Source organism: Pseudomonas sp. GWSMS-1 (genome assembly GCF_049847425.1).
GTDB lineage: Bacteria > Pseudomonadota > Gammaproteobacteria > Pseudomonadales > Pseudomonadaceae > Aquipseudomonas.
This window is the reverse complement of record NZ_JBMHHV010000005.1, coordinates 1,795,045-1,811,806: the sequence shown is the minus strand read 5'-3', so window position 1 is coordinate 1,811,806 and position 16,762 is coordinate 1,795,045. Positions and strand designations below refer to the sequence as shown.

At 59.9% G+C, this 16,762-nt stretch carries 16 protein-coding genes; 12 read left to right on the top strand and 4 right to left on the bottom strand.

Annotation, left to right across the window (positions count from 1 at the left end; all coding sequences use genetic code 11):
• Window positions 1-11: 11 nt before the first annotated feature.
• Window positions 12-1,196, top strand: a complete 1,185-nt coding sequence (locus tag ACEPAJ_RS11975; protein WP_425915009.1) for a thiolase family protein — start codon at window positions 12-14, stop codon at window positions 1,194-1,196.
• Window positions 1,197-1,265: 69 nt separating this feature from the next.
• Here ACEPAJ_RS11975 and ACEPAJ_RS11970 read toward each other — a convergent pair whose 3' ends face one another.
• On the bottom strand, window positions 1,266-1,475 hold the full coding sequence (locus ACEPAJ_RS11970) for a DUF6316 family protein (protein ID WP_322948706.1): 210 nt from the start codon (window positions 1,473-1,475) through the stop codon (window positions 1,266-1,268).
• 289 nt (window positions 1,476-1,764) lie between these two features.
• Here ACEPAJ_RS11970 and ACEPAJ_RS11965 point away from each other — a divergent pair, with 289 nt between their 5' ends.
• Window positions 1,765-2,727, top strand: coding sequence for a DMT family transporter (locus tag ACEPAJ_RS11965; RefSeq protein ID WP_425915008.1), 963 nt, complete (start codon window positions 1,765-1,767; stop codon window positions 2,725-2,727).
• Window positions 2,728-2,732: 5 nt separating this feature from the next.
• Here ACEPAJ_RS11965 and ACEPAJ_RS11960 read toward each other — a convergent pair whose 3' ends face one another.
• From ACEPAJ_RS11960 to ACEPAJ_RS11950, 3 genes are all read right to left on the bottom strand, one after another.
• A complete protein-coding gene (locus ACEPAJ_RS11960; protein ID WP_274088583.1) occupies window positions 2,733-3,353 on the bottom strand; it encodes an NAD(P)H-dependent oxidoreductase in 621 nt (206 codons plus the stop codon).
• On the bottom strand, window positions 3,346-4,740 hold the full coding sequence (locus ACEPAJ_RS11955; protein WP_425915007.1) for a class II fumarate hydratase: 1,395 nt from the start codon (window positions 4,738-4,740) through the stop codon (window positions 3,346-3,348). The genes ACEPAJ_RS11960 and ACEPAJ_RS11955 overlap by 8 nt, the downstream gene beginning before the upstream one ends.
• 117 nt (window positions 4,741-4,857) lie before the next feature.
• Window positions 4,858-5,868 (bottom strand): DUF2804 domain-containing protein, encoded by a 1,011-nt coding sequence (locus tag ACEPAJ_RS11950; protein WP_425915006.1) that lies wholly within the window; start codon window positions 5,866-5,868, stop codon window positions 4,858-4,860.
• 261 nt (window positions 5,869-6,129) lie between these two features.
• Here ACEPAJ_RS11950 and ACEPAJ_RS11945 point away from each other — a divergent pair, with 261 nt between their 5' ends.
• The 10 genes from ACEPAJ_RS11945 to ACEPAJ_RS11900 all read left to right on the top strand — a co-directional run bounded on the left by ACEPAJ_RS11945 (window position 6,130) and on the right by ACEPAJ_RS11900 (window position 16,462).
• Window positions 6,130-6,630 (top strand): DUF2059 domain-containing protein, encoded by a 501-nt coding sequence (locus ACEPAJ_RS11945; protein WP_425915005.1) that lies wholly within the window; start codon window positions 6,130-6,132, stop codon window positions 6,628-6,630.
• Window positions 6,631-6,642: 12 nt separating this feature from the next.
• Window positions 6,643-6,936, top strand: coding sequence for a BolA family protein (locus tag ACEPAJ_RS11940; RefSeq protein WP_425915004.1), 294 nt, complete (start codon window positions 6,643-6,645; stop codon window positions 6,934-6,936).
• A 200-nt stretch (window positions 6,937-7,136) separates the two neighbouring features.
• Complete coding sequence (locus ACEPAJ_RS11935; RefSeq protein ID WP_425915003.1) at window positions 7,137-8,075, top strand: rhodanese-related sulfurtransferase; 939 nt, start codon at window positions 7,137-7,139, stop codon at window positions 8,073-8,075.
• A 2-nt stretch (window positions 8,076-8,077) separates the two neighbouring features.
• Window positions 8,078-8,710 (top strand): DsbA family protein, encoded by a 633-nt coding sequence (locus ACEPAJ_RS11930; RefSeq protein WP_425915002.1) that lies wholly within the window; start codon window positions 8,078-8,080, stop codon window positions 8,708-8,710.
• Window positions 8,703-10,481, top strand: coding sequence for an ABC transporter ATP-binding protein (locus ACEPAJ_RS11925; protein WP_425915001.1), 1,779 nt, complete (start codon window positions 8,703-8,705; stop codon window positions 10,479-10,481). The genes ACEPAJ_RS11930 and ACEPAJ_RS11925 overlap by 8 nt, the downstream gene beginning before the upstream one ends.
• A gap of 393 nt (window positions 10,482-10,874) precedes the next feature.
• Window positions 10,875-11,957: a 4-hydroxyphenylpyruvate dioxygenase gene (gene hppD, locus ACEPAJ_RS11920; protein WP_425915000.1), complete on the top strand. Its 1,083-nt coding sequence runs from the start codon at window positions 10,875-10,877 to the stop codon at window positions 11,955-11,957.
• Between the two features lie 191 nt (window positions 11,958-12,148).
• Window positions 12,149-13,288, top strand: a complete 1,140-nt coding sequence (locus tag ACEPAJ_RS11915) for a homogentisate 1,2-dioxygenase (protein ID WP_425914999.1) — start codon at window positions 12,149-12,151, stop codon at window positions 13,286-13,288.
• Window positions 13,288-14,271 carry a fumarylacetoacetate hydrolase family protein gene (locus tag ACEPAJ_RS11910; RefSeq protein ID WP_425914998.1) on the top strand — a complete coding sequence of 328 codons (984 nt, stop codon included), beginning with the start codon at window positions 13,288-13,290 and terminating at the stop codon, window positions 14,269-14,271. Before ACEPAJ_RS11915 ends, ACEPAJ_RS11910 begins: the two co-directional genes overlap by 1 nt.
• On the top strand, window positions 14,261-14,920 hold the full coding sequence (maiA, locus tag ACEPAJ_RS11905; RefSeq protein WP_425914997.1) for a maleylacetoacetate isomerase: 660 nt from the start codon (window positions 14,261-14,263) through the stop codon (window positions 14,918-14,920). Before ACEPAJ_RS11910 ends, maiA begins: the two co-directional genes overlap by 11 nt.
• 81 nt (window positions 14,921-15,001) lie before the next feature.
• Window positions 15,002-16,462, top strand: a complete 1,461-nt coding sequence (locus ACEPAJ_RS11900) for a sodium-dependent transporter (protein ID WP_425914996.1) — start codon at window positions 15,002-15,004, stop codon at window positions 16,460-16,462.
• Window positions 16,463-16,762 lie beyond the last annotated feature (300 nt).

Genomic DNA, 16,762 nt, shown 5'->3' with positions numbered 1-16,762 from the left:
TGAGGTGCAGCATGCGTGAAGTGGTGATCGTTGACAGCGTACGGACTGGTTTGGCTAAGTCTTTCCGCGGCAAGTTCAATCTGACCCGTCCAGACGACATGGCGGCCCATTGCGTCAATGCACTGCTGGCGCGCACTGGCATCGATCCAGCCTTAGTGGATGACTGCATCGTCGGCGCCGGCTCCAACGAAGGCGCGCAGGGCATGAACATCGGCCGCAACGTCGCTGTGCTGTCGGGGCTGGGCATCAATGTGGCGGGCATGACCCTTAACCGTTATTGCTCCTCGGGCCTGCAGGCCATTGCGATTGCGGCCAACCAGGTGGCGTCCGGTTGCAGTGATGTGATCGTGGCCGGTGGTGTTGAGTCGATCACCATGACCCTAAAAAGCATGAACATGCAGAACTTGTTCAACCCGGTGCTGCAAAAAGACGTACCCGGCATCTACTACCCCATGGGCCAAACAGCAGAAATCGTCGCGCGGCGTTACAACGTCAGCCGTGAGGCACAGGACGCCTACGCCCTGCAAAGTCAGCAGCGCACCGCGCGAGCTCAGGCTGAAGGTTTGTTTGACGATGAAATCGTGCCGATGCACGTCAAGTATCAGGTCGAGGACAAAGCCAGCGGTGAAAAGAGCATTGTTGATGGCATCGTCGCCCATGATGACTGCAACCGCGCCGACACCACCCTGGAAAGCCTGGCCGCGCTCAAGCCGGTATTCGCTGATGACGGTTCGGTAACGGCGGGCAATGCTTCGCAGCTGTCCGACGGTGCATCGATGACCCTGGTCATGAGCCTGGAGAAAGCCCTCGAGCTGGGCCTCAAACCATTGGCCTTCTTCCGCGGTTTTGTTGCTGCTGGTTGTGAGCCGGATGAAATGGGCATTGGCCCGGTGTTCTCAGTGCCCAAGCTGCTCAAGGCCAAGGGCTTGAGCATTGCCGATATTGACCTGTGGGAACTCAATGAGGCGTTCGCCTCGCAGTGCCTGTACGCGCGCGATCGTCTGGGGATCGACAACGCCAAGTACAACGTTAACGGCGGCTCCATCTCCATCGGTCACCCGTTTGGCATGACCGGCTCACGCCAAGTTGGACATCTGGTGCGTGAGTTGCAGCGGCGCAACCTGCGTTACGGCATCGTCACCATGTGCGTGGGTGGCGGTATGGGGGCAACAGGGCTGTTTGAAGCCGTGCGCTGATTTGCATCTGCGATGAGCAACAAAAAACCGCGAGTTATCGCGGTTTTTTTGTTTATAGGGTGCGATGACTTAGAACGCACGGCTCTCGATGATTTCGTTCGCCTGGATCATCCGACGAATATAGAAAGCAATCTCACGCTCCGCATCCGTTCGTGTGAAATAAGGCCCTTCCAATGATCCCTCGCGGGTGGAGAAGAAGTATTGACCGTTGACCGCGCTGACGCGCTCGCTGCGATAGTGAGTGCCAGGGCTGTGATCGATAGCGCGTTGACCGAACATAGATGAACTCCCGCGAAATAAGGTGCTGGGTGGAGTCTAAACCTCACCGGACCATCTATCTGAGTTAACGATAGATGGTCGTTGTTGCGGGTTATTTGCAGGTTTTTGCGTGCTTTTGGTGAGTTTTGACGCCAATTCGCTGGCCTGATGCTGTTCGGCTATCAGTACAGTTGCGCTATTTGCTGGCGCTTCGCTGTAGCTGTGCCGGTTTGGGCTGGCGACCTAAACTGTGCGTTCGCCGTTGTAACCTGCGTTGGGCAAAGGTTGAGGCGTTGATTGCGGAACAGGTATGCATATTTCTTCTGGTCGTTGGCTCTACGGTCTATTTCTCGCATTGCTGACCGCCGTGTTGTGGGGCGTTCTGCCGATCAAGCTCAAGCAAGTGCTGCAGGTGATGGACCCGGTTACGGTGACGTGGTTTCGCCTGCTGGTGTCCGGCTCGATTCTGCTGGCTTATTTGGCCGCCAGTAGGCGCTTGCCGGCGTTCCGCCCGCTGGGCAAAAAGGGCGCGTGGTTGCTGTTGCTGGCGATCGCCGGCTTGACTGCCAACTATGTGCTGTACCTCGTGGGCCTTAATTTGCTCAGCCCTGGCACCACTCAGCTGGTTATTCAGGTGGCGCCGATTTTGTTGCTGATCAGCAGTTTGTTCGTCTTTCGCGAACGCTTCAGTCTGGGCCAGGGGCTTGGCTTGCTGGTGCTGCTGGTTGGTTTCGCCTTGTTCTTTAATCAGCGCTTGGATGAATTGTTGAACTCGCTGACGGCTTACACCACTGGCGTGTTGACCGTGTTGCTGGCCGCCTTTGTTTGGGCATTTTATGGCCTGGCGCAAAAACAGTTGCTGACGGTGTGGAACTCGCTGCAGGTGATGATGGTGATTTATCTGGCGTGCGCCTTGCTGTTAACACCCTGGGCGCATCCACTGCAGGCGCTGGAGTTGAGCGCGCTACAGGGCTGGCTGCTGTTGGCCTGCTGCCTGAATACCCTGGTGGCTTATGGCGCATTTGCCGAGGCGCTGGCCCATTGGGAGGCCTCGCGGGTTAGCGCGGCGCTGGCCATTACGCCGTTGGTGACGTTTACCTCGGTGGCGCTGGCAGCCAGTTGGTGGCCTGAATATGTGCAGCCGGAGCAGATCAACTGGCTGGCTTACGCTGGCGCGGTGTTGGTGGTGCTGGGCTCGGCGCTGACTGCGCTTGGGCCTTCGCTACTGGCGGGTTGGCGCGCCCGCAAGGCGCGTTTGGCCGCGCTGGCTTGATAGGTTTAAGCGCGCACGCCGAGTGCTTCAGCGCGGCGTAACCAGCTCTGGCGTTGTTCTTCGCTGGAGGGGCGTACCGGAGCGAATTCGGCCAGGCGGCGGGTTTTGATGCCGCTGAAACCGAGAATGGTACGGGTCATTTGTCGATGCCCGGGCGCGCCATAAATCCAGCGGAAGTACCAGGGTGGGGTGTCCATCGTCACTAGCAGGTCTGCGGTGCGGCCGCTTAGCAGTTTGTCCCAGCGTTGCGAGCGGTTGCGGTACTTGAAGGCAAAGCCGGGCAAAAACGTACGGTCAAAAAAGCCTTTGAGTAGCGCCGGAATCCCGCCCCACCAAACCGGATAGACGAACACCAGGTGCTCGGCCCAATGTATCTGCCGTTGCGCTTCCAGCAGGTCGGGTTCCAGTTGCTGGCTTTGCTCGTAGCCATCGCGCAGCACGGGGTCATAGTTCATTTCGCCCAGCTTCAACTGGCGCACCACGTGGCCCTTGCTGCGAGCGCCCTGGGCATAGGCTTCACCTAATGCATGGCACAGGCTGCTGTTTTTCGGTGTGCCGAGGATCATCAGGATGCGCTTGCCATCACCTTCCAAGGGCGTTGCACCGCTCTTTGCTGCATCACTCATGTTGACCTGCCTCCAGCATGTTTTCCGGGCGCACCCAGGCGTCGAATTGCTCATTGCTCAGGTAGCCCAGTTGCAGCGCCGCTTCACGTAGGGTGGTGCCGTCCTGGTAGGCCTGTTTGGCGATTTGCGCTGCTTTGTCGTAACCGATATGCGGGTTGAGCGCGGTGACCAGCATCAGGCCGCGTTCCAGGTGTTCGGCCATGCGCGTGGCATCCGGCTGCAGGCCGGCGATGCAATGCTGCTGGAAGTTATGGCAGCCGTCGGCCAGCAATCGTACCGATTGCAGCAGGTTGTGAATGATCACCGGTTTGAACACGTTGAGTTGCAGATGCCCCTGACTCGCGGCAAAGGCAATGGTGGTGTCGTTGCCCAGTACCTGGCAGGCCAGCATCGACAGCGCCTCACACTGGGTTGGGTTGACCTTGCCCGACATGATCGAGCTGCCAGGCTCATTGGCCGGCAGGTGAACTTCGGCAATCCCTGCACGTGGTCCAGAGCTCAATAAACGTAAGTCGTTGGCCAGTTTCATCAGCACCACGGCGAGGGTTTTCAACGCGCCCGACAGCGCGACCAGTGGCTCGTGGCCCGCTAGAGCAGCAAATTTATTCGGCGCGCTGACCAGTGGCAGGCCGCTCAATGGGCCCAGTTCGGCGGCCATGGCTTCGGCAAACCCTTGCGGTGAATTCAGCCCGGTGCCCACGGCCGTGCCGCCTTGGGCCAGCTCGCAGACGGCGGGTAGGGCGACCTGGATGGCCCGTTCGGCGTAACCCAGTTGGGCGACAAAGGCCGACAGCTCCTGGCCGAAGGTCATCGGCGTGGCGTCCATCATGTGCGTGCGCCCGGTTTTGAGCAGATGGGCATGGCGCTCGGCTTGTTCCTGCAGGCCTTCACGCAATTCACGGATGGCCGGTAACAATTGCTGCTGCACGGCCTGCGCAGCGGCGATATGCATGGCGGTAGGGAAGCTGTCGTTGGAGCTTTGCGCGCGATTGACATGGTCATTGGGGTGTACGGGTGACTTGCCGCCACGGCCATTACCGGCTAGTTCATTGGCCCGCCCGGCGATGACTTCATTGACGTTCATGTTGCTCTGCGTGCCGCTGCCGGTCTGCCAGACCACCAGCGGGAATTGCGTATCGTGTTGGCCGGCCAGCACTTCATCGGCGGCTTGCTCGATCAGCCTGGCCAGGTCGGCGGGTAGCTCGCCAATACGTTGGTTGACGCGTGCGGCAGCCTTTTTGATCAGCGCCAGGGCATGCACCACCGGCAACGGCATGCGCTCTTGGCTGATTGCAAAGTTGATCAGTGAGCGCTGGGTCTGTGCGCCCCAGTAAGCCTCATCCGGTACTTCAATCGGGCCCAGGCTATCGGTTTCAGTGCGGCTCATGGCGGCTCTCCTTATCATGGCGCATGCAGCATTAAGAGTTGCCGGGCCATTGCCTGGCTCGGCCTTATCCCAGCTTAGGTCGCTCAGTAGGCGCAGAGGTTCAACATTGAGGCTCTTCTACCAGCGGGCGCGAGTGTCGCCGAGCCAGCCGAGAGCGTTTTGGACCGGCACGCGCTCGCCTTGCGGGCCATGCAAGACCCCGTCGAAATGCCCGAACCACTGCCGCGTATCGGCATAAAACGGCCCTAATTGGCGGTAGGCCTTGTGGCGTTGGCGTGGGGTAAAGGTCAGGTTCACGCTGTCATCCGGGCTACACAGCTGCCAGGGCGCCAGCGAGCTATGCGGTGACTGGGTGATGGTGATGGGCATATCCAGATGCTGCAGTTCGCCGCCAAACCACAGGGTGTTTTCCGACAAGCCGCTGTAGTCCGTCCAGCCCGAACCAAAGTTACCGGCAATGCCGCCTGGCGCCGCGAAGGCGGCGCGGGTCCAGTGGCTGTTGAGCGGCCAGACGCCGCGCCCGAAGTCCAGCGAGGCAAAGCTTTGCCCTGCGACGCAGCTGTACTGCTGTTTACCCAAGCGCACGCTGCCGCTGCAGGGCAGGCCAAGATGACGGCTGGTGGCATGGAAGCACTGCGGGCCCAGCGGGGCAACCAGGTTGACTGAGTCCAGGTGAGCCGGCCGTTGGACATCCAGATCAACCTGCAACGGCTGACCGCCAATGCTTGAAGCATTGATGGTAATGCAGCTACGGCCCGCCTGTTCAGCGACGCGTAATTGCAGACGAGGGTGGTTGAACGCGTGGCTTTTCTGCGGTTGGTCTGGCAGATCATGGCCGCGACCGAACAGGTGGAACTGGCTGTAGGCGGCGGCCTGGCCGGTTTCCAGGTCAAGAAAATAGGCGGCGGCATAACCCAGGTAGTCGAGGTCGGCCTGGGTAAAAGACAGCATCCAGTGCGGCGTTGTGATGCACCAGTGGTTCCAGCGTTTGCGCCGACCAAAATGGCCGGAGATGGCGCAATCCACCATGGGCCGGGGTGACCAGCCGATCGCTTGGGGGTTGAGTTGGCCCCGGCTGTCGCATAGCGCGAGGGCGGCGAAAGGCTCAGGCTGAGTGAAGCTGTTCATCGGGCACGTCCATGTGTGTGCGAGTGCTTGGCCTTTATGGGCGTGGGCACGTTGAATCTTGCGGGACAATCCACCGAGCATGCACGGGTGTGTGTCAGCTCGACAATTACTGGCATTTTGGCCTTTAAGCAGGCTGTGCGCCAGTGCACAGTTGTAGCGTGAATTGCGTGGGCCGCCGCTCATGCTTGAGTAGGACAAGCGCTTGGGCACAAAATGCCGCTAATCGAGTCAAACAGGGCTCTTCATGTTCAGGAGTAGTACATGTCACGTTTACCCGCCTTTTGTGCTGCCTTATTGCTGACGTGCGGTAGCGCTCAGGTTGTCGCCGATGCCAAGAGCCATGCCGCAGATGCCGAGCGCTTCCTGTTATTGGCGCGTGCTGACAAGCTGGCGGTGCCGGTGTACGCCCAAGTGCAGCAGATGTTTGCCCAGCGTTTTGCCGAGAGCAATGCGCCGCAAAGTGAAAAGGCCGTACTGGAAACCTATCAAGCCCAGGCCAATACGGCCCTTGAACAGGCCGTGGGCTGGGACAAACTCAAGCCGGACATGGTCAAGCTCTACACCCGCACGTTCAACGAGCAGGAAATGAAGGACCTGATTCGCTTCTACGAATCGCCGCTGGGCAAGAAAGTGCTGGAGCAAATGCCTACGTTGACGGCCCAGTCGGCGCAGTTGACCCAAAGCAAGCTGGAAGCGGCAGTGCCCAAGGTCAATCAATTGCTGGCAGAAATGACCACCAAACTAACCCCTAAGAAGCCCTGAGTGAGCCCCGTGATGCCGAAGATTGATCTGTTGCAGGAGGCTTTACAGGCTCTGCAGCCCCAGCACCTCGACGTGCTGGATGAAAGCCACATGCACAGCCGTGGCCTGGAAACCCACTACAAAGCCGTGGTCGTCAGCGAGCAGTTTGCGGGGCTGAATGCGGTCAAACGCCACCAGAAGACTTATGCCTGCCTGGGTGAGTTGATGGGGCAGATTCATGCCCTGGCGCTGCACACCTACACCCCCGATGAGTGGTCGCAGCAGGGCGTGGCGCCTGCCTCACCCACCTGTAAAGGCGGCCACTGAGGCGATTCGCCTCTACACGGTTTGTCTGAAGGACAGTAAACTGTCGCCCCCGCCGGCCTAGCGCCGGCGTATTTATTTGTGCACCGCTTCGCCTGGCGGTCACGTTGTAACTCGCCGCGGGGCAAAGTGAACAATCGCTTCCGGTAATTTTATCTATCCCAGTCCGCCCTTTACGTGGGCGACTACTGAAGGACATACCCATGACTGACAAGATCGTTGTCGCCGCGCTGTATAAATTCGTTTCCCTGCCAGATTTTCATGAGCTGCGTGAACCGCTGCTGCAAGCCATGCTGGATAACGGCATCAAGGGCACGCTGCTGATTGCCGAGGAAGGCATCAACGGCACCGTGTCTGGCAGCCGCGCCGGTATTGATGGCCTGCTGGCCTGGTTTGGCCTGGATACGCGCCTGGCCGATATCGATCACAAAGAGTCCTATTGCGATGAGCAGCCGTTCTACCGCACCAAGGTCAAACTAAAGAAAGAAATCGTCACCCTGGGTGTACCTGGCGTCGATCCGAACCAGAAGGTCGGCACCTACGTCGAGCCCAAGGATTGGAACGCGCTGATCAGCGACCCGGAAGTGCTGCTGATTGATACGCGCAACGATTACGAAGTGTCGATTGGCACCTTTGAGGGCGCGGTAGACCCAAAAACCAAGTCGTTCCGCGAGTTTCCCGAGTACATCAAGGCGCACTTCGACCCGGCCAAGCATAAGAAAGTCGCGATGTTCTGCACCGGCGGCATTCGCTGTGAGAAAGCCTCCAGCTACATGCTCGGTGAAGGCTTTGAGGAGGTCTTTCACCTCAAGGGCGGCATCCTCAAGTACCTGGAGGAAGTGCCGCAGGAACAAACCAAATGGCAGGGTGACTGCTTTGTGTTCGATAACCGCGTGACCGTGCGTCATGACCTGACGGAAGGCGACTACGACCAGTGCCATGCCTGCCGCACGCCGGTTTCCGTGGCGGATCGTCACTCCGAGCTGTACACCCCAGGTGTCAGCTGCCCGCATTGCTGGGATTCGCTGCCAGAGAAAACCCGCGCCGGCGCCCGTGAACGCCAGCGGCAGATCGAACTGGCCAAGGCGCGCAATCAACCGCACCCCTTGGGCTACAACCACCGCCAAGCGCGCGAGGCTTGAGCATGCACGCACGCCTGCTGTATGTGATGGACCCGATGTGTTCGTGGTGCTGGGGGTTTGCCCCAGTGCTGGAGTCCCTCGCCGAGCAGGCCGCTGCGGCCGGAGTTGGCCTGCAACTGGTACTCGGTGGCCTACGCCGCGAGAGCGTAGCCATTGATGCTGCCGCGCGGGTGCGTTACCTGGGTTACTGGCAGGCGGTGAATGCCAGCACCGGCCAGCTGTTCAACTTTGATGATGGTTTGCCCGAAGGCTTGGTCTACGACACCGAGCCGGCTTGCCGCGCCTTGGTGACTGCCCGCCATCTGAACCCGGAACTGGCCTGGCCGTTGGCCCAGTTGATTCAGCGCGCGTTCTATAAAGAGGGCGTAGATGTTACCCGGGCGAGCGTATTGGTGGAGTTGGCTGAGCGTGCTGGGTTTGCATGCAGCGAGTTCGCCGAGGCGTTCGACAGCGTCGCGCAGCGTGAGGCCACCGCCGCCGACGTTAGCTGGGCTCAGAATTTGGGCATTGCCGGCTTTCCGACCCTGTTGGCTGAACGCAACGGCCAACTGGCGCTGCTGACTAACGGCTACCAACCGCTTGATGTGTTGCAGCCGTTGCTGGCGCGCTGGCTGGAGCGTGTTGAACATGCTTGATCGCCTGAGCTGGGCAGAAATACGCCGGCTGGCCCTGCAGCATAAAAAAGCCCTGATTTGGGCCAATTGTGTCGCGGTGTTGGCCACGCTGTGCAGCGTGCCGATTCCGCTGCTGTTGCCATTACTGGTCGACGAAGTACTGCTCAATGACGGCGATGCCGCGCTCAAGGTGATGGATAACTTCCTGCCGAGCGACTGGGAAACAGCCGCCGGCTATATCGGCCTGATGCTGGTGCTGACCTTTTTCCTGCGCAGCGGCGCATTGGTGTTTAACGTGCTGCAGGCGCGGTTGTTCGCGCGCCTCTCCAAAGACATCGTTTACCGCATCCGTATTCGCCTGATCGAGCGCCTCAAGCGGATTTCCCTGGCCGAATATGAAAGCCTCGGTGGCGGCACCGTGACCACGCACCTGGTTACGGACCTGGACACCCTCGACAAGTTTGTCGGTGAAACCCTCAGCCGTTTCCTGGTGGCCATGCTCACCCTGGCCGGCACCTCGGCGATTCTGATCTGGATGCACTGGCAGCTGGCGTTGTTAATTCTGCTGTTCAACCCACTGGTGATCTACGCCACGGTGCAGCTGGGCAAGCGGGTCAAACACCTTAAAAAACTGGAAAACGACAGCACCTCGCGCTTTACCCAGGCGCTGACGGAAACCCTGGAAGCCATTCAGGAAATCCGCGCCGGCAACCGTCAGGGCTTTTTCCTCGGTCGCCTCGGTGGCCGGGCCAAGGAAGTGCGCGACTTTGCGGTGAACTCGCAATGGAAAACCGATGCCTCCAACCGTGCCAGCGGTTTGCTGTTCCAGTTCGGTATCGATGTGTTCCGTGCGGCAGCCATGCTCACTGTGCTGTTTTCCGACCTGTCGATCGGCCAGATGCTCGCGGTGTTCAGCTACCTGTGGTTTATGATCGGCCCGGTCGAGCAGTTGCTCAGCCTGCAATACGCCTTCTATGCCGCTGGCGGCGCGCTGACACGGATCAACGAGCTGCTGGCGCGGAAAGACGAGCCGCAATACCCAGGCCGTGTCGACCCGTTCAAGGGGCGCGACACGGTTGGCATTGACGTCCACGGCCTGACCTTTGCCTACAACGATGAGCCGGTGCTGAATAATCTCAACCTGAGCATCGCGCCGGGGGAGAAGGTCGCCATTGTCGGCGCCAGCGGCGGTGGCAAAAGCACCCTGGTGCAACTGCTGCTCGGGCTGTATACGCCGCAGGCCGGTACTATCAGCTTTGGTGGCAGCAGCCAGGAAGAGATTGGTTTGGAAGCGGTGCGCGAGAATGTCGCCGTGGTATTGCAACATCCCGCACTGTTCAACGACACGGTACGCGCCAACCTGTGCATGGGCCGTGAGCGCACGGACGAGTTCTGCTGGCGCGCCCTGGAAATTGCCCAGTTGGCTGGCACCATTCGCGCCTTGCCGCAGGGGCTGGACAGTATTGTCGGCCGCTCCGGCGTGCGCCTCTCTGGCGGTCAGCGCCAGCGCTTGGCCATTGCGCGGATGGTCCTGGCTGAGCCCAAAGTGGTGATTCTCGACGAGGCTACCTCAGCCCTCGACGCCGCGACTGAATACGCCCTGCACCAAGCCCTCAACCAGTTCCTGCGCGGCCGTACCACGCTGATCATCGCCCACCGCTTGAGCGCGGTGAAACAGGCTGATCGGGTGCTGGTATTCGACGGCGGCAGCATCGCCGAAGACGGCGGCCACCAAGAGTTGATTGCCGAAGGTGGGCTCTACGCCAAACTCTACGGGCATCTGCAGCACTGATAGGCGCGCTGGGAAAACCGTAGGGTGGATGACGCTCTTTTCATCCACCGTGAGGTCGCATTGGCGGATGGGTGAAGCGTCATCCACCCTACGGTGCCTTTTGATCGCGCCTTTTCTTGCGGGTATTGACCCGGTTAGACGCACTGCGGCCCTGCACTTGGCAGTTAAATCGACCGCTTTGTAAATCTTTCGTTACGCGATGTGGGTGGTTGCAGTCAGCAATCACGCTGTTTTTCTGGGTGTATTAAAAACTTGCCGGAAGGCCTAGCCAATCCTGCGGCAGGGTGCTCTGGGCCCGCTTGTTAGCGCGGCGGCGCTCGGTTGTTATGAGGTCAATCCGCACCGTGCGACGGGCCGTCGCAGGGTTGATCAAAACAACAACGAGGAGGCGCAATGAACGCCGTGAACAAGATCGAACAGCACAACCCTATAGGCACTGACGGCTTCGAGTTCGTCGAGTACACCGCGCCGACCCCGGAAGGCATCCAGCAGCTGCGTGAGCTGTTCACCGCCATGGGCTTTACCGAAACCGCCAAGCACCGCTCGAAAGAGGTCTGGTTGTTCCAGCAAAACGACATCAATTTCGTGCTCAACGGCAGTCCCACCGGGCATGTGCGTGAGTTTGGTTTGAAGCATGGCCCGAGTGCCTGCGCCATGGCCTTCCGCGTGCAGAACGCGGCTCAGGCTGCTGCTTATGTCGAATCCCAGGGCGCCAAACTGGTGGGCAGTCACGCCAACTTTGGCGAGCTGAATATTCCCTGCGTCGAAGGCATCGGTGGTTCGCTGCTGTACTTGGTTGATCGCTTTGGCGACAAGAGTATCTATGACGTGGACTTTGAATACATCGAAGGCCGCACGCCAAACGACAACTCGGTTGGCCTGAGAGAGCTGGACCACCTGACCCACAACGTTAAGCGCGGGCAGATGGACGTCTGGTCCGGCTTCTACGAGCGCATCGCCAATTTCCGCGAGATTCGCTACTTCGATATCGAAGGCAAGCTCACCGGTTTGCTGTCGCGTGCCATGACCGCGCCTTGCAGCAAGATTCGCATCCCAATCAACGAATCGGCCGACGACAAGTCGCAGATCGAGGAATTTATCCGCGAATACCAAGGCGAAGGTATCCAGCACATCGCCCTGAGTAGCGAAGATATCTACGCCACCGTGCGCCAACTGCGCGCCAATGGTGTGGATTTTATGGTCACTCCCGGCACCTACTACGACAAGGTCGACACCCGCGTCGCCGGGCATGGCGAGCCGACTGATGTGCTGCGCGACCTGAACATCCTGATCGACGGTGCACCAGGTGACGACGGCATCCTGCTGCAGATTTTCACCAATACGGTGATTGGTCCGATTTTCTTCGAGATCATTCAGCGCAAGGGTAATCAGGGCTTTGGTGAGGGCAACTTCAAGGCGCTGTTCGAGTCCATCGAGGAAGACCAGATCAAGCGCGGCGTGATCAAAGTCGATTGATCGGTAAACCGTAGGGTGGGTTAGGCGCAGGCACGATGATCGGAATTCACCATGATTTCGTTGCGCCGTAACCCACCTTTGCGGTGTCGGATTGGTGGGTTACGCGGCGCTCATGCACCGCAATAAACGACCCATCAGGGTTAGCGCCGCTAACCCACCCTACGAAGCGCCGTATTTAGGAGATACCGGCCATGAGCCGTAACTGGATCAGTTTCCCCCTGCGTGAAGGCGAGTGTTCGCGTCAGGCGCACTGCGACTTTCCCGAGGGCACCTACGAGCGTGAAATGGGCCGCGAAGGCTTCTTCGGCCCTACGGCGCACCTGCACCACAAGCATCCACCCACCGGCTGGATCGACTGGCAGGGGCCGCTGCGTCCGCATGCGTTCAACTTCAATGATATTTCCAGCGAGCGTGATTGTCCGCTGGCCGCGCCGCTGACCCTGCACAACAGCGATGTGAAGCTACGCGTTTGGAAAACCCACGGGGCCATGCGCCACCTGGTTCGTAATGCCGATGGCGATGACCTGCTGTTTATCCATGAGGGGGCAGGGCACTTTTACTGTGACTTCGGTCATTTGACCTACCGCGACGGCGATTACCTGTTGATTCCACGCGGTACGGCTTGGCGCATCGAAGCCGATGAGCCGACCTTTATGCTGCTGATCGAAAGCACCGATGGGGCTTATCAGCTGCCGGACAAAGGCCTGGTTGGCCCGCAGGCGATCTTCGACCCAGCGGTGCTCGACCATCCGAAACTGGATGAGGCCTTCAAGGCGCAGCAGGACGAAGACACCTGGCTGATCCGCATCAAGCGGCGCGGCCAGATCAGCACCGTGACCTATCCCTACAACCCGCTGGATGTGGTCGGCTGGCATGGCGACAACACCGTGGTACGCCTCAACTGGCGCGATATCCGCCCGCTGATGAGCCACCGTTATCACCTGCCGCCCTCGGCGCACACCACCTTTGTCGCCAACGGTTTTGTGATCTGCACCTTTACCCCTCGACCGGTGGAAAGCGACCCCGGTGCGCTGAAAGTGCCGTTCTATCACAACAACGACGACTACGACGAAGTGCTGTTCTACCACCGTGGCAACTTCTTCAGCCGCGACAATATCGAGCAAGGCATGGTCACCCTGCACCCGTGTGGCTTCCCTCACGGCCCGCACCCCAAGGCGCTGAAAAAGGCCCAAACCGATCCGGCGACCTTTATCGATGAAGTGGCGGTGATGATCGACACCCGCCGTGCCCTGGAAGTCGGCGAAGCCGCTGCTGGGGTCGATGTTCCCGACTATGTAAATTCCTGGCGTGCGCCGGGCAAGGAATCCTGATGAAACTCGCATCACTGAATCAAGGCCGCGACGGCGTGCTCGTTGTAGTGTCGCGCGATCTGAGTCGCGCCACCGAAGTCCCGGCGATTGCCGCCACCCTGCAGGCCGCGCTGGATAACTGGGCAGTTGCCAAACCCAAGCTGGAGGCGGTGTATCAGCGCTTGAATGATGGTTTGGAAGAGGGCGCATTTACCTTCGAACAGGCGGCCTGCCACAGCCCGTTGCCGCGTGCTTATCACTGGGCCGATGGCAGTGCCTACGTCAACCATGTGGAGTTGGTACGCAAGGCGCGCGGCGCTGAGATTCCGGAGAGCTTCTGGCACGACCCACTGATGTACCAGGGCGGCGCCGACTGTTTTATCCCGCCGCACAGCCCGATTCAGATGGCCGACGAGGCCTGGGGCATCGACCTTGAAGCCGAGATCGCCGTCATCATCGATGATGTGCCGATGGGCGCCAGCGCTGCCGAGGCTGCCGGGCATATCCAGCTTCTGATGCTGGTCAACGATGTGTCGCTGCGCAATCTGATTCCTGGTGAGCTGGCCAAGGGCTTCGGCTTCTATCAGAGCAAGCCGTCGTCGAGCTTCTCGCCGGTAGCGATTACTCCGGATGAGCTGGGCGATACCTGGCGCGATGGCAAGGTGCATCGGCCGCTGGTGTCGCATATCAACGACGCGCTATTCGGCCAGCCGGATGCCGGTGTAGACATGACTTTCAACTTCCCGACCTTGGTTGCCCACGCCGCCAAAAGCCGGCCATTGGGCAGCGGCACCATTATTGGTTCCGGCACCGTGTCGAACTACGACCGCAGCGCCGGCTCCAGCTGCCTGGCGGAAAAACGCATGCTGGAAATCATCGAAAGTGGCGAGGCGAAAACCCCGTTCCTCAAGTTCGGTGACCGAGTGCGTATCGAGATGTTCGACGCTGCTGGTCACAGCCTGTTCGGCGCTATCGACCAGGCGGTAGAGCGCTATGAGCACTGAGTTGAGGCTCTATTCTTACTGGCGCTCCAGCGCCGCCTACCGGGTGCGTATTGCGCTCAACCTCAAGGGCTTAGCCTATGAGCAAGTGCCGGTGCATCTGGTTAAGGACGGTGGTCAGCAGCACAGCACTGACTATCAAGCGCTGAACCCGCAGGAACTGCTGCCGCTGTTGGTCGATCACGGCAACGGCGGGGTGCGCATTGCCCAGTCGCTGGCCATCCTTGAATACCTCGATGAGAGGTTCCCCGACACGCCGCTGCTCCCCCGCGCCCCGGCGCAGCGCGCTCAGGTGCGTGCCCTGGCGCTGCATATCGCCTGCGACCTGCACCCGCTAAACAACCTGCGGGTGTTGCAATACCTCACTGGCGAACTGGCCGTGGGGGAGCAAGCCAAGGATGCCTGGTACCGCCATTGGCTGCACAAAGGTCTGGCCGCTGTCGAAGCCGGCTTGGTGGTTTTCAATGATCGCCTGTCACTCGGCGAACAACCCGGATATCTGGAAGCGTGTCTGATCCCGCAGTTGTATAATGCGCGCCGTTTTAACTGTGACCTTGATGCGTACCCACGCATTCTCGCCATGGCGGCGCGCTGTGAACCCCTCGAAGCCTTTGCGCAAGCAGCTCCGGAGGTGCAACCCGACGCCGTTTAAGGTGGACCTGCCTTGCCACTCCGCCGCGCCACAAGCGCAGCGGGTTCTATTTCGTCACAGATAAAAACAAACAGGTGACGCATGACTCGTGAAAAACCCAAGAACCTCTGGCTCTCGCGCTGGGGCTTTATCCTTGCTGCTACTGGCTCCGCTGTGGGCTTGGGCAATATCTGGAAGTTTCCTTACATCACCGGCGAATACGGCGGTGGTGCGTTTGTGCTGATGTACCTGGCCTGCATTCTGGCCATCGGTATTCCGGTGATGATGACCGAGATCGCCATTGGCCGGCGCGGCCGTGGCAGCCCGATTGATGCGATCGGCCGGGTGGTTAAAGAGAATGGCGGCAACCCGTTGTGGAAGGCCGTGGGCGGCATGGCCATGCTCGCCGGCTTTATGATCCTGTGTTTCTACGTGGTGGTGGCGGGTTGGGCGTTTGCCTATACGGTGAAAATGCTCGACGGCTCGCTGGCGGCGACCAGTGTCGAGGCGCTGGCTGGGGTATTTGAGGCGCACAACGCCAACCCCTGGCAGCTCGGTAGCTGGAGCGTGCTGGTGGCGCTGCTGACCCTGTGGATCGTGGCCAAAGGCGTGCAAAAGGGCATCGAAAATGCCGTGCGCTGGATGATGCCGGGGCTGGCCGTCATGCTCGTGGTGTTGGTGGGCTACGCCTTCACCAGTGGCGGCTTCAGTGCTGGCTTTGATTTCCTCTTCAGCTTCGATGCCTCGAAAATAACGGGTGAAGCACTGCTGGCGGCCTTGGGTCATGCCTTCTTCACCCTGAGCCTGGCCTCTGGGGCGATTCTCACCTACGGCTCCTACTTGCCGGATGGCCAGTCGGTGGCGCGCACCACCTTTGTGGTGGCCATCTGCGACACCTGTGTGGCGCTGTTGGCTGGCTTGGCGATCTTCCCGATTATCTTTGCCAACGGCATGAGCCCAAGCGCGGGCCCTGGGCTGATCTTTATGAGCCTGCCGCTGGCCTTCCAGCAGATGCCGTTTGGTACCGCCTTTGGTGCGCTGTTCTTCGCGATGGTGTCGATTGCCGCGCTGACCTCGGCCATCTCCATGATTGAAGCGACCGTGGCTTACCTGAATGAGAAGTACGGCGTCAGCCGCTTCAAAGCGGCAGCAGCCTCCGGTGCGGTGCTGCTGGTGATCAGCTTGCTGGCCATGCTGTCGTTCAACCTGATGGCGGGCTGGACCCCCATGGGCAAGAACTTCTTCGATTGGCTGGATTACCTGACCTCACGTTGGATGATGCCGCTGGGCGGGATCTTTATCGTGCTACTAGCCGGTTATGCACTGCGCAGCGAGATCATGCGTGATGAGCTGGGCCTGCCGCCGCTCGGCTACGCCTTGTGGCTGTTTATGGTGCGCTACGTCAGCCCGGTGCTGATCATGGTGGTGTTCCTGCACGCCTTGGGCTGGTTGATGTTTGACCCGGTTGCCCATTGGTACTGGATCGCCGGAGCGATTGGTGTGCTGGCAATATTGGGCGAAGTGCTGCGCCCACGGGTCGTGCCGGCGCTCGCAGGGCGATAAACCAGACGCACTGAGCCGCAAAAGCAGCAGAGGGCGCATGGGCGAGAGCCGTGCGCCCTTTTGCTTGCCTGCTGACTAGAGGCTTTCGCCATCATGGTGACGAAGATTCTCTGGCGGCTACTCGCCACTGTTGCCGAGCGATCAGCGGAAACTTGCCGATACACCAGGCAAAAGGCGTTTTCTGGCCAGCTGCTTTACGCCGCTGCGTCGCCGAATACCGCACGGGCTCAGGCGTTGGCGATGCTTTTAAGGTTTTGCCGTGGCATAGCAGCAGGCTGGCGCAAGGGTTGCAGTAAAGCC